This is a genomic window from Brasilonema sennae CENA114 (assembly GCF_006968745.1).
GTDB classification, from domain to species: domain Bacteria; phylum Cyanobacteriota; class Cyanobacteriia; order Cyanobacteriales; family Nostocaceae; genus Brasilonema; species Brasilonema sennae.
The window spans coordinates 3,422,674-3,435,758 of the sequence record NZ_CP030118.1; the positions used below are offsets into that span (position 1 = coordinate 3,422,674).

10 protein-coding genes and 1 pseudogene are annotated in these 13,085 nt (G+C 40.9%); 4 read left to right on the top strand and 7 right to left on the bottom strand.

Annotation, left to right across the window (positions count from 1 at the left end):
* The first annotated feature begins 459 nt into the window (after positions 1-459).
* Positions 460-1,695 carry an HhoA/HhoB/HtrA family serine endopeptidase gene (locus DP114_RS14510; RefSeq protein ID WP_246163183.1) on the top strand — a complete coding sequence of 412 codons (1,236 nt, stop codon included), beginning with the start codon at positions 460-462 and terminating at the stop codon, positions 1,693-1,695.
* A gap of 242 nt (positions 1,696-1,937) precedes the next feature.
* Positions 1,938-3,332, top strand: a complete 1,395-nt coding sequence (locus DP114_RS14515) for a transposase (RefSeq protein WP_246162595.1) — start codon at positions 1,938-1,940, stop codon at positions 3,330-3,332.
* A gap of 857 nt (positions 3,333-4,189) precedes the next feature.
* Here the strand turns inward: DP114_RS14515 and DP114_RS14520 are convergent.
* From DP114_RS14520 to DP114_RS14535, 4 genes and pseudogenes are all read right to left on the bottom strand, one after another.
* The gene (locus DP114_RS14520) at positions 4,190-4,465 is read right to left on the bottom strand and encodes a hypothetical protein (RefSeq protein WP_169265268.1); all 276 of its coding nucleotides are present in this window, start codon (positions 4,463-4,465) and stop codon (positions 4,190-4,192) included.
* A gap of 1,412 nt (positions 4,466-5,877) precedes the next feature.
* Entirely contained in the window at positions 5,878-6,744 is an 867-nt protein-coding gene (locus DP114_RS14525) for an HIT family protein (RefSeq protein WP_171976429.1), read from the bottom strand.
* Between the two features lie 468 nt (positions 6,745-7,212).
* Positions 7,213-7,412: pseudogene (locus DP114_RS14530) on the bottom strand (hypothetical protein); the annotation flags it as partial.
* Between the two features lie 181 nt (positions 7,413-7,593).
* Positions 7,594-7,902, bottom strand: coding sequence for a threonine dehydratase (locus DP114_RS14535; RefSeq protein WP_169265220.1), 309 nt, complete (start codon positions 7,900-7,902; stop codon positions 7,594-7,596).
* A 58-nt stretch (positions 7,903-7,960) separates the two neighbouring features.
* On the opposite strand from DP114_RS14535, the gene DP114_RS14540 reads away from it, so the two are divergent.
* A complete protein-coding gene (locus DP114_RS14540) occupies positions 7,961-8,329 on the top strand; it encodes a VOC family protein (protein WP_171976430.1) in 369 nt (122 codons plus the stop codon).
* Between the two features lie 139 nt (positions 8,330-8,468).
* Here DP114_RS14540 and DP114_RS14545 read toward each other — a convergent pair whose 3' ends face one another.
* Both DP114_RS14545 and DP114_RS14550 read right to left on the bottom strand, forming a co-directional pair.
* On the bottom strand, positions 8,469-8,807 hold the full coding sequence (locus DP114_RS14545; RefSeq protein WP_171976431.1) for a hypothetical protein: 339 nt from the start codon (positions 8,805-8,807) through the stop codon (positions 8,469-8,471).
* Positions 8,808-8,919: 112 nt separating this feature from the next.
* Positions 8,920-9,288, bottom strand: a complete 369-nt coding sequence (locus DP114_RS14550; RefSeq protein WP_169265269.1) for a Lin0512 family protein — start codon at positions 9,286-9,288, stop codon at positions 8,920-8,922.
* A 633-nt stretch (positions 9,289-9,921) separates the two neighbouring features.
* On the opposite strand from DP114_RS14550, the gene DP114_RS14555 reads away from it, so the two are divergent.
* The gene (locus tag DP114_RS14555) at positions 9,922-10,758 is read left to right on the top strand and encodes a metallophosphoesterase family protein (RefSeq protein ID WP_169265223.1); all 837 of its coding nucleotides are present in this window, start codon (positions 9,922-9,924) and stop codon (positions 10,756-10,758) included.
* A gap of 951 nt (positions 10,759-11,709) precedes the next feature.
* On the opposite strand, the gene DP114_RS14560 is transcribed toward DP114_RS14555, so the two are convergent.
* Positions 11,710-13,053: a flavin monoamine oxidase family protein gene (locus DP114_RS14560; RefSeq protein WP_171976432.1), complete on the bottom strand. Its 1,344-nt coding sequence runs from the start codon at positions 13,051-13,053 to the stop codon at positions 11,710-11,712.
* Positions 13,054-13,085: the final 32 nt, after the last annotated feature.

Consider the following 13,085-nt stretch of genomic DNA (forward strand, 5'->3'; position numbering starts at 1 on the left):
CCCCGTTGTAGCACCTGCCGTGGTTTCCCCCATGAGCGACTGCCGAAAGGGTTTCCCGACTTGATGCGTCTGGCGTCAACTGGCGAACCCGGAGGGCTTCGGTGCAGGGTACTTTAGTTCAAGGCGTACTCAGGGGGAGGTGCAAGATCTAAGGAAAGGCTCTTGCCGATCAACACAAACCCAACTTCAATAGATATAATTTCAGTATTGTCTCGACTGTTGCCATCAATTTGATTGTTCCTGTTGGCTGACTTTTCCTTTGAATGTCTTACTATTGCTTCTACTTTTTATTCAAGGGTTTTTCCACAAAGGCTCTGGCCTTTGGAACATAAACCCAACTTCAATAGACATAGGACTTATACAGTAAGACTTTTCACAATGGTGTCATATCTGTGTAACAGTATCGTCACAAAGTTTTTTTAAATTGGAATGGTATCTAGAAAATCTTACAGAAACAAAATGTATAAGAAACCCAGTGATGACAGTCACAATTCTTTAAACCATAATACTGCTGGTTGGAGAAAAACAGCTTTTCATTTATCGTTAGTTTTACTCGGCTCTGGGATGACGTTTGCGGGCGGCTACTTAGCATCTCACTCACAACAAGTAAGTGAAAATGCATCTAACCTTGCTGTGAGTCCAGCAAATGCTGCTCTGCCAATACCACCGAATTCAGACGGTACTAGCTTTGTTACAAAGGTTGTGCAAAGGGTAGGACCAGCTGTCGTGCGGATTGATTCTTCGCGAACAGTCAAAACCCAGTTACCAGAGCAATTTAACGATCCGTTTTTCCGTCAATTCTTTGGATCTGCACTACCACAGCAACAAAGAAGGCAGGAACGGGGGACTGGTTCAGGTTTTATAATTGGTGCTGACGGTCGGATTCTGACCAATGCTCACGTAGTGGATGGTGCAGACACAGTAACAGTAACGCTCAAGGATGGACGCACTTATAAAGGTAAAGTGCTGGGCAAAGATGAACTGACAGATGTGGCTGTTGTTAAAATTCAAGCAGATAAACTGCCAACGGTGGCATTGGGTAACTCAAACCAGCTACAACCCGGAGACTGGGCGATCGCTATTGGTAACCCCCTTGGTTTGGGTAACACCGTCACTACTGGAATCATTAGTGCAACAGGTCGCACTAGCAATCAGATTGGTTCTCCCGACAGAAGAGTAGAATATCTTCAAACAGACGCAGCAATTAACCCTGGTAACTCTGGCGGGCCTCTAATTAATGCCCAAGGGCAAGTTATAGGGATGAACACAGCCATCATCCAAGGAGCACAAGGACTGGGCTTTGCGATTCCTATCAATACAGCGCAACGAATTTCTAATCAACTGATAGCGACGGGCAAAGTACAACATCCTTATTTAGGAATTCAGATGGTAGGATTAACGCCCGAGTTGAAACAAAACATCAACTCTGACCCCAACAGCGGTTTGAGTGTTGATCAAGATCATGGCGTATTAGTTGTCAAAGTTATGCCCAACTCACCAGCAGCCAGAGCAGGGATACGTGCTGGTGATGTTATCCAAAAACTTGACGGTAAAGCAGTGACAGACGCAACCTCTGTTCAAAATGCAGTCGAAAATAGCCAAGTTGGAGCAAATGTAAGCATGGAATTGCATCGCAATGGGCAAAATCTCAATTTGGCTGTGCGTCCCGGTGCTTTTCCAATTCAAGCGCAATAAGCCTTTTGCTTTCAAATAACTTATGTACGGGATGAGCATCTTGCTCATCCCTATTTTTTATCTATAAGACTCCTCCGCAGATTTTTGAACGACACGTAAGGTGGGCAGTGCTTAGCAAAACCCGGATGTAGTCAGCAAAATACGGTAAGCACTGCCCACCCAGCCCTTTCAACGCGAACAAATGAACTAGGATTTTGAAATCTAAAACCCTGTGCCAGTCAGGAATCTGAGGTACAACTTCGATGTATCCTCAAGATATAAGGGCGAGTTTGGGTGTCAAGATGCTACGCTCCATTTTTGAACAATTTGTCCAAGAAAGTCCAGTAAGTGTAATGGCACGAGGATTAATGGAGCGTGTATTTGCCCCGGAACGGATGGATAAATTATTTGAAACTCACGCGAAAGTACAGCACCAGCAAGAATTACTATTTTCCAGCCAAGTAGATTTGATGAGTTTGGTGGTGTGTGGAATTCAAAAATCGGTTCATGCCGCCTATAAAGCCAGAGCAACAAACCTGATTGTGAGCACCACAGCACTATATAAAAAGCTCTGCGGTGTAGAACTGAGTGTGAGTCAAGCATTGGTAAGAGAAACAGCGAGCGATTTGCGAGTGCTAATTGAAATCATGGGTGGAGAACAGCCAAATCCACTACCAGGATATCGGCATAAAATTGTAGATGGGACTTGTTTGGCTGCTACAGACCATCGATTAGATGCAATTCGTTTATTTGCAGCTAAAGCTTTGCCAGGTAAAGCAATAGTTGTATTAGATCCACTATCAAAACTGGTAATAGATATTATTCTTTGTCAAGATGGTCATGCAAATGAGCGGAGTTTATTTGATAATGTGCTGTCTGGTGTACAACCAAACGATGTTTGGACTGGAGACCGGAATTTTTGCACAGCCAAGTTTCTGTGGACGATTGCACAGCAAAAAGCTTTCTTTGTGATTCGGCAACATGGGTCTTTAGGTTGGACAGAACTGAGCACCTTAAGAGCTTTGGGTCAAACCGATACAGGAAATCTTTTTGAGCAGTGCATCGAAATTTGTTACGAGGGAAATCGTTTAAAATGCCGACGAGTTGTGCTGAAGTTGTTTGTGCCAACACGAGACAAAGAATGGGAAATAGCGATTTTGACAAACTTACCCTTAAGCCACGCTGATGCGGCAAAAATAGCCGAGTTATATCGTAATCGTTGGAGTCTAGAAACCCTTTTTCAAACCGTAACTGAAAATTTTAACGCCGAAATTCAAACGTTAGCCTATCCTAAAGCTGCCCTGTTCTCGTTTTCGATGGCGTTAGTAACATACAACATTCTCGCCACTCTAAAAGCCGCCTTAGGAAGCGTACATGGCATCGCCAAAATTGATGCAGGTTTGTCTGATTTCTACTTAGTAGATGAAATTCAAGGCACATATCGCGGGATGATGATTGCTATTCCATCCCAGCAGTGGGAAATATTCAGGACATATTCTTTAGACCAAATGGGACAACTTTTACAACAGCTGGCGACTGGCGTGAATCTCAAACGTTTTCTCAAAGCCATAAGAAGTCCGAAGAAAAAACGCCAACCTTTAATTGTTGATCATAGACATCGTCATGTTTCGACTGCACGCCTTTTAGATATCTATTGAGATAAGTAATCTTTTTTTGAGCCTGTCGCAGCGAAGCGGTTCGCAGCGCGTTGCGGGGGTTCCCCCCGTTGTAGCGACTGCGAACCCGAAGGGTGAGTGACCGCCACGACAGGCGATGCCGCTTCACTCGCTATTTTGATAGCGGCGGTCGCTCAGCGACAGGCAACGGGGGGAGTCCTGAGGGAGGGCGCAGCCCCCCTCGTGCCTCCTGGAGACAACTCGAGCATTTCCGCTTGTTCGCTCATCACACCTTTTGCTCACGCCTAAGCGAAGTTTCTACTGTCGATGGCGATCGCCGATTTTTAGTCTCAACTCCACTCATAACTCTCAGAGTTAACACACGCTAAAATTGGTCGAAAATATCTATTTTCCTACTCATCTGCAACTTGTGTCATTGGAATGACTCACTAGTTCATTTGTTCGCGTTGAAAGGGCTGGCACTGCCCACCCTACAATACTTTTGACTTTTGTTGAGCAGTTCTATTTCATTTGCGTTGGCGTAGCCTGCGCTGTGCGCTTAAAAACAAGGTACATTTGTACATTCTTCTTCCCTCTTAAGCGTTCCCGTTCGGACGTTCGGCGAACCCTGTTAAGCGTTAAGCGCCTCAACGAGTAATTTCACAACTCCTGCATGGATTGCTATATCAGTATAGTTGTGATCAGTTTTAGCTAGTAATCAAACCACAAGTTACTAGAAAATACCTCAAGAGTTCTTATTTTTCTTAACGTGAATAGCAAGCATTATAGTTCGCAGACTGTATTTTTTGTTGAGATGTAATGGTAGATGCAAAATCTCAGTTGATTTTATTGATAACAATTATGACACGCAAAAATACAGTCCAGTCCTATAAAACTAGCTAACCCATGTAAAGTGCAACACTGAAGGCAAAGACTGCGACTATGACAGGCATCATAGTACTAAACTCTACTTTCCGTGTTGTCAATATTTTTACAAAAGACATAGGAACAATGATGGGCCATAAAACTGTAGTAATGAAAAGTATCACAGTAGACAAAAATTTTTCTTCTGGCGAATAACTAGGGTGACGGAGAAAGAATCTTAACCAATTAATCAAAAAATAGCCAGTCATCAGTAGGTAGTTAATAATAAAAGCCAATTGCACTTTATTCACGGTAGCGACTCCTTTAGTTATCAAAGGTTTAGAAAACATAGTTTAGATTCATTTATGACACCAGTTCATCAGTACAACCAAGAGAATTTTCAAACGGCTGTCTATTGGTGAAGCAGATGCATAAAACTCTTCTAGAATTTAGCTAAATGTTAATCTAACCGTAAAAAATTCCCAATCAGTACATACACTTACTTAATAAAAAATTGAATAAAATAGAAATCTTACGGAGATGTTTTAACCATCTTACTTTTGTGTCTCCACAAATTAGAAAAATTACTGATTTATTATAATTATTTTATCCTTTGTATAGTATAAATGTGAAAATTGACAAAAATATAATTCATATATCAAAAAATAACTTTAAGGAAGCTTCTACCAAGAAACTTTATACTAATTCATAAGTAAAGTCACAGTTTTCAATATCAATACACTTACATCAATACATTTACAGAGATATAAAAATAAAAAAGTATTATTTAAAAGAGTAGTTTGACAATAGTAGACGTTATTTATGTCTTTTTATACCAATATTTCATTATTATAAAATTGAAGATTTCTTGAGATTAATACTACATATCCCAAGAAAAAAGAAACCCTGCGTTATTAATACAACACAGGCAAAGAGAAATTTATGCTACACAAAGACTTGGATAATGGGTCAATAGTGCTTAAGCTAAACCGAAACAGGTGGTGATGGATTATAGTGATTCTGAGGCTGTAACTGAGCAGGTTATGCGTCGCCAATACGATTCCTATACAGATCTACCATCAAAAAACTGGCTTTTATATGCTTATTTGCTTGATTAAAAGGAAATAGAGTAGTTTCCAGTTCTAAATTTTTCAATTTTTGAATTTTGAGATTGCGTCGCAACGCTGACGCAACGCTAAGCGATTTTGAATTATTTATGGAGTATGCTTTAATCTTGAGAGTTATTCTGTGGAAATAGGTAAGCTATAGCAGCTCCACCAAATAGAGTAAGTAAACTTACTAAAAAGGCTGCAAAGAAATAAGAAAACATAATAATCACCAAATTTCAGTGTTATTAACTAAGGTTTACCTGATAAATTCTGAACCAATCAGTCAGTATTCTTGGCAGAAACCTTAGTGTTGACTACTTTTAAAGTACCAAGTGGATATGACACAGGTATGACCCCACTGTGTCAATAGCTTGTATATTTAGTGCAATAAAATGATTAACCTCATGCTCAATTTAAAGATTGCACTGCTTGAAATCCTACGTCATTAAAAAACTGAAAAATCTCCTACCCCAGCGGGAGAGACAGTTGTCTACCTTTGGTTAACATCAAAGCAGCGCTGGCGAACTCCGGCACTGTTTCCTCGTGACTACTTCTTTTGGAAGTTTATCTATTGATAACATTCTTGCGGTTCTGCCCAACCGACAAATTACAAACTATTTTCTTTTAGGAATCACATATCTTATCCCACCTTTAACACCAACAGTATCACCCTTGTAACGAGGGATAATATGAATACTGGCGTGCATCATATTTTGACCTGCATCTCGATTGATGTTCATTCCCACATTGAAACCATCCGGTTCAAATTCTTTGCCGAGAATTTCTTGCACTCTGTTAACCATAAACCAACAAGCAGATTGCTCTTTAAACGGTAGCTCAAAATAATTACTCACGTGACGTTTTGGAACAACCAGAACATGACCTTTACTCACGGGATAGCCATCAAACATAGCATAAGCAGTTGCTGATTCGGTTAGAATAGTTAAATTTTTATAAGGATTACAAAATATACAATTACAATTATTAGATGTGTTTGCTTGTAAGTTATAATGCATATACTCATATATCTCGCAAGACTCATCTAAGTAGATGGATTTAAAAGGAAGTTTGACAATGCACTGATATGTAGGTTTTTTGTGGATATAATGTTCTCGAAAGCCTTCTCTTCTTAAATCCCTTCTAACTGCATAATATGCTTTTCCTCCAGGCTTCAATAGGTTCGATATTCTCATGAGAACATCCGCTTGTTCTTCAGGAAATAAAACATTTAAAACATAAAAGCAAATTATTGTGTCAAATTTCTCATGAGGATATTCTGGAAAATAATAAGGATCATAACCGGTAACATCAAATCCTTTTTTTCGCAATAATTTAACATCATTGCCCAAGCCGCAGCCAAAATCTAGAATTTTGACTTTATCTTGAAGTAGATTCTTATCTAACAAAAACTGTGCAGGTACTGATAGATGAATTCTTTCTATTGCTGTAAGGTGGCTGAATAGATTTTTTTGCTTTTTCATGGAAACATAAATTTTCTTTTAATTAAGTAGCCGACATGACGAATTCGTCACCTGAAGGAAAGAATAAAAGATAATAGTTTATTTTTTGCTTCTGGATAGCTACCCTCTGCCCTTTTCAAGCTAGTTTGCACAAATTAACTAGCAAGTATCTTATTTAGAGACACTTGCTAGGAAACAGCAAAGCCCTTGAGTGTGCATGCAACAAGCGCGTTCTGTCGAGGCGATTGGCGTCGCGTTTACCCTCATTGGTAAGAGTATTAGCTATTGTTATACGGTTTTCATTGACATAGTGCTATTTTATACTTTTTAATCCGCAGATGAAACCAGCACTAACACTTATGCTTTATATACTCAAAAGCAGTCGCAAGTAAGGATACTGTTTACAGTAATTTCTTTAGAACAAGCAAATCTAGATTTCTCGCAAGAAAGAATCTATCTCTGTTTTGTGACTCCCAGTGATTCAAACATTTAGTGGCGAAAACTCGTGTCTACTCTTTGGGTAACTTCTCCCAGTTCTACCTTCACCAAGTTATCCCTCGCAGCAATCGTGAGGTAAAGGGAAATCCCACAATCAACCGCCGCCATAACTAACCCCGCTGATAAAGTTTTAGTCCCGCCAGGTAGTCAGCCATAATCTCATGGCTTGCTTCTTGCTGCAAATTGGGGATGAATTAGTGAATTACCAGGGTGATTGACGATCCTAGGCTCATGAAAACATTGCGCTTACCTCATTTATGCTTACGGTAGGCTGCGCGAAGACATAAATAGGATGATCTTTCATACAAAAATTGTGGGGACGACAAGCGATCGCCCCCACACTTCTAGCTAAACCTAGTCAACAGATTTACCTTACTTCTTTTTCATATCCTGAGCCATTTTTCGGTAGTAGTCCATTTGAGGATTGGGACGAGGATTAGAAGTCGCTGGAGTTTCACTGGCTTTTGAAGGCTCAGTTTTAATTGATTGTTGTGTTGTTTCTCGTTTTATACCCTGTATTTGGTCAGCTTCTAGAAAATATCCAGCATCGGAAACCCCAAAAAGCTTACCGAAGACACCAAAGATCTTTCCGATAAAATTAGAGATACTTCCAAAAACAACAGAGAAAAAGCCTCCAATGCGAAGAAAAAAATTTTGAAAAACTTGTTTTAAACTAGACATGGTAGTGTATCCCGTAACTACATACTATTATTTTGACTTACGAGATAGAAATCTGTTGATGTTTAAGGGTATTCAAGCCATCTTTTTTTTTGTAGATGACGTTGTTGCAGCAGCAACTTGGTATAGTAAACTTCTAAATGCACCACTTAAGTATTTTCACACTGATAACGAAATACGAGGAGCGCTCATAGAAGTCGGTAGCATAGATATGTTTTTTCATGTCGCAGATGAAAAAATGCGTCCTGGAAACGCCGGACAAGTAGCATACTGGCGTGTAAACGACTTTTATCAAGCAGTAGATCATGCTCAAAAGCACGGGGCTAAACTTTATCGAGGTCCGTTGACAATTGAGGAGAACCAAGCTATTTGTCAGATGTGGGATCCGTTTGGCAATCTTTTTGGTATGCAAGGTTTGATATTGGTGTAACCCAAACCTATGTGTTGAATTGATGCAAGCAAAACAAGTGGGAAATTGTCTGGGTGGGTTGACAAACCAAGTTTAAACCAAGTCGAAGATATCAACACTGGATAACACAAAGTTTGTCAATTTCCCCTCTGGTGGATTTTTAGTCTTCATCAAGAGCGGGGAAAGCTTCCTCAAACCGCCACAACTCATTTTTATTTTGAATGAACCAAGTACGGGTCTTTGGAGTTAATTTGCTCCAAATTTCTTCGATGGGTACGTGGGGAGATGAATACTGATACTCTTGACCTAGCGCTTTCAAATTTGGCGCAACATCATCAGGAATACCGAAATCTTTCCAGTCAATTTCTGTGTATATTCCAGATACTCCCTTAGCAGGATCGGAAATTAACTGGGCAGCCCTAATTAAGTCAGCAAAGTGTACTGGCTTGAGGTTATTTATCTCTTGAATTTGGAGTGATTCGTTATCTTTTTGAGACATCGTCACTAACGTTGGTGAAAAGTAAGTTGTTCATTGGACTTACCGCCAGAGATATTCACCTCGATGTCTCTAGTTTAGCGCAAAGTATCAGATGAAATGATAATTGATTTAGTCAGTTATCATTTTCAATCAGAACTGTAACTGCAGCCACAGCTATCAACATTTCGTCATTTTTATCATTCAGCGCTGGAATTGCTTTACCCTGAACGACCATTCCACCAGACTCAACTGTGAGAGTTTTGCGACCGAAAGGCAATACAGCCAAAACCTCGTCTTCTCGTACTTGTTCTGGGTAAGGGACAGCTACCTTGACCTCAACTATCATCTCATTTGGATCATTCAAACCGGCAACTTCCCAAACACCGGGTAAAGCATTGTGTGCGATCGCATTTCTCACAGCCCTAGCTGCTGCAACTGTGGGTTCCTGTCCATGCTGATCCACTCCCATCCCCATTTCAATAATTAAGCGTTTGCGTGCCACAGTCACCTCTGTTTGTAAAGTTTTGTTCTTCAATTCAGCCTACAAGATTTTTTGATTCATGTTTTGCAGTAAGTGGAAACAGGGAGGAAGTTTATGCTGGTTCATTCCACACATTGCTGAATTTGTACAAATCTTTTATCGTTCTATCTCCACCTTTACCAAGAACCAGTTCTCAATATATTTTATAATTCGTGCTTTATTATACTACATTTTTATGAAAGTCTGAGTAATAAGCAAGTGCAATAAGAGGCGATAGTTTCTCTACGAGACGCTGCGCTTACGCGCTCTGGATTGTGGCAGATCGCATTGGCAAAGGCAAGAGATAGACTGGTAAACTGGTAGATAGTAACCTATCGGTACTATACTGATATAACAGAGCTGCCTTTTGTGCTTTCACTGAACTTGAGTTTCCTGTTTTTAGCAGAAATAAGCGATGACTATAAAAAGGTATACTAGATAACAAAATAGCAAAAAATCCTGAGTTTCTTAGGCGAATAGTTAAAATTATGTGCTTGCAATATTGTAATTGTAACTATTGGGATAAATTGTCTCTATTTAGATCATAATAGAGATTTATAAATGACTTTTCTACCCAATTAGCCAAGCCCGGATAGGCATTTCGTAAATCATACCATGTCCCATGATTCTTTGTACCATATCCGAACAAGAACTGTCATAACTTCTATTTCTGAGCGACCCATTCACCAAATACCATTTATTACCCATTCACCCAATGGTACTGGTATAGTTCACAGAGTTCTGCCTGTTTTGTTAGCAAAAGTTGACTCACTACCAGATGGCTTAGAAGCGATCATTGCCACAAGCGATCTACAGGGAGTTGACCCAGTCAATTACCGCCTTCTGGGTCATCTTGTCAGTGAAGAACTAGAAAAGTTGGCAGAGTTAGGAAAAATTCCATCTCCACAAAGAACGGGCGTTATTTTAGCCGGAGACCTTTACGCAAAAATAGATAAGCGTGGTGGTGTAGGAGATGTTCGTGAAGTTTGGCAAGCTTTTAGTCGTCGTTTTCGTTGGGTTGCTGGGGTAGGAGGAAACCACGACAATATTGGCAAAACTCCACAAGAAATCCAAGCATTTCAAAATGGGCAAGGTATACATTATTTAGATGGCGACCTCACTTGTCTAGATGGAATTCGCATTGCTGGAATTTCAGGGATTATTGGTAAAAAAACTAAGCCTTTGCGTCGTCCTGAAGAAGATTTTCGAGAACTTATACACGAACTTCTTGACGAGTCACCAGACATTTTAATTCTGCACGAAGGCCCCAACGATGCAGAAGCCAAATTGATAGGGAATCAGTCAATTCGTACTGAACTAACTACAGGAAGTAATTTATTAGTTATTTGTGGTCATTCGCACTGGAGAGTGCCAATGACAACTATGCCTAAAGGAGTGCAAGTGCTAAATGTAGACACTCGGGTTGTTGTCATGACAAAGATGAAGTCCTAGAGTTCAAGCACTTAGAAAGTCATCCCACAAGTTTAATCGCTGTTCACGGTTGAGACAGAAATCCGCGTGACAACAATTCCTGTAGTGATTTTAGCAATACGTATCCAAGCAAATATAGCAGTCGCCAACTCTATTAGGACATATAGCAGCTAACGCTTAACGCTTAACAGGGTTGAAAGTCTCGTGATGTCCGTATTTTCTGATTACTTCATGTCCTAATCTACCTGGCAACAGCTATAAGTATAAATTTTTATGCAAGATACCTGGAATCCAAACTTCTATGAAAAATTTCAAACACAAAGAAGTCGTCCATTGCGGAGACGCTACGCGTTCGCGTTGCGTGCCCGGAGGGCATATTTTGAATTTTGAATTGGTATTACCTTGACATCCTCACCGCACTTTTAGGGCGGTGATTCCTCACCGCGTCAGCAACCCACTAAAAGCAGGAAAACTGATCGCTGAATGGGGTTGACACTTCGTTGAGATGCGCTGGCAAGCCAGTCTTACCTTCTCTCCATGCCCGTTTTAAGTCTCGGAATGCCCTTCCGCGACTAACCGACTACAAATCAAATCTTGACTTTTTCCTCTGGGGTGGATTTATGCTTACTACCATTGCCCGTTGGTTTTTCTCTACGCCTGCTCTCATCGTAGCTGTTTCAACGCGTCTTGAGCCTAGAGGGGGATTTGTTAACTCCAAACATATTCTACCACAAACAAAGCCGTCCTAGAAGGACGGGGCTTGTATCCCATTCTTTTGGGTCACCAGAAGCAGTCATAGAATGGTATCGCGGGACGTTGCTCACAACATACCAGCAGCGGCTAGATGGTGAGACTTACGAGCGATTTGTGAAACGGTATACGCAGAAGTTAATCAAGTACTTGGGTGAGGAGCGTCCGTTCTTGTTTGCGTATAAACGTATTTTAATGTGGGGGCGCTTAAGCAATTGAACACTAGGTTGTAGAGACCGACCTCAGCTTACCTGCAACATCACGAGCAGCGTTTTGTCCAGCGCGAATAGCACCTTCAATGTAGTTAGCCCAAATACTAGAGCGTTCCGTACCAGCCCAATGAATCCGACCGACTGGACTATTGAGAGCAGAACCAGCGCTAGTGAGTAAACCAGGTGGTAATGCTGAAATGCATCCACTTGTCCAAGGTTGATTATTCCAATCAAATTCCACCCACTCTAATGGTTGTTGTGCTGCTTGTCCAAAAGTTTCTCCCAGAAATGCAAGGCATAACTCTTGGCGTTTTGACTCAGGTAACGTTGCGTAATCGGGAGCTAACAATCCAACAATCACACCTCTAGTTGCATCTTCCGGCGAGATATCAATCACCTCAATTTTGCTATCGATACTGAGAAAGTGACCACTGATTATTTGACCTTGCCACCAAGGTTTTTCATAGATAGCATGAAATTTAATCCAACTCATCGTCTCCCACTGTGTAATCAATTGACGGTGAATTGGGGGAAGAGGGGGGTGAAATTGGATACGAGCAACAGTCTTGGGCATCATCGCCACAATTACTTGTTGAGCATACACAACCCCACTTTCACAAATAAGTTGAACTAGGGAGTGATCATAACCCGATATTTCAGTCACACAAGCATTGAGTAAGACCCGTTCCCCTAAGCGTTCTACAATATTTAAGCAAATCTGTTGTGTTCCGCCTACAAAGGAAAAATCCTCAGCAGTCTCTAACAAATCATTGAATCCTGCTGTATGGACAAAATGAAGCATCCATAATAGCGAAACTTTGTTTGGATCGCCACTGAGGATTTGCCGCACACACCCCTCGAACCAAGCCCGTGCTTCATCAGTCGTTGTGTTCTGCTCAATCCAAGCCCCCATTGTCATAGAGTCTAATATGTTTGCATTAGGAGCTTGCCAAGGGGTTTCTAGTGGAACAGTACGGCACAAAGCCTCAAATGTTGTCATCGCCTGAGCGAAATCTTTTTGAGCTATGTCCGATTCAGACGTTGGAGATGCATCTAGCATAGTCCATTTTTGACGGAAACCATACAATGTCTGACCTTCAAGCTTTCCTTTCTTGATATAAACTCCCATTTCTTGTGCCAGATTCAGCAACGCTGTTTGGGTAGGACCAGCCCAAGTCCCACCTTGTTCAACGTAACCCCCTGACACCAGCGGATGATTGAGAGTTCGTCCTCCTACTCGTGAATTGGCTTCCAGTACAAGCAGCGATTCGATACCTAAGTTGTGCAATTCCCAGGCTGCACTCAGACCAGAAATGCCTGCACCCACAATAGCAACTTCTACGTGAGAACTCATGGTGATAAACTTTATTTATGCAATATAGTTGA

What these genes read in the sequence shown, in the direction of transcription:
- DP114_RS14515 (WP_246162595.1), top strand. Translation starts at nt 1,938, where the DNA reads ATGTATCCTCAAGATATAAGGGCGAGTTTGGGTGTCAAGATGCTACGC.
- DP114_RS14540 (WP_171976430.1), top strand. Translation starts at nt 7,961, where the DNA reads ATGTTTAAGGGTATTCAAGCCATCTTTTTTTTTGTAGATGACGTTGTT.
- DP114_RS14510 (WP_246163183.1), top strand. Translation starts at nt 460, where the DNA reads ATGTATAAGAAACCCAGTGATGACAGTCACAATTCTTTAAACCATAAT.
- DP114_RS14535 (WP_169265220.1), bottom strand. Translation starts at nt 7,902, where the DNA reads ATGTCTAGTTTAAAACAAGTTTTTCAAAATTTTTTTCTTCGCATTGGA.
- DP114_RS14555 (WP_169265223.1), top strand. Translation starts at nt 9,922, where the DNA reads ATGTCCCATGATTCTTTGTACCATATCCGAACAAGAACTGTCATAACT.
- DP114_RS14560 (WP_171976432.1), bottom strand. Translation starts at nt 13,053, where the DNA reads ATGAGTTCTCACGTAGAAGTTGCTATTGTGGGTGCAGGCATTTCTGGT.
- DP114_RS14545 (WP_171976431.1), bottom strand. Translation starts at nt 8,807, where the DNA reads ATGTCTCAAAAAGATAACGAATCACTCCAAATTCAAGAGATAAATAAC.
- DP114_RS14525 (WP_171976429.1), bottom strand. Translation starts at nt 6,744, where the DNA reads ATGAAAAAGCAAAAAAATCTATTCAGCCACCTTACAGCAATAGAAAGA.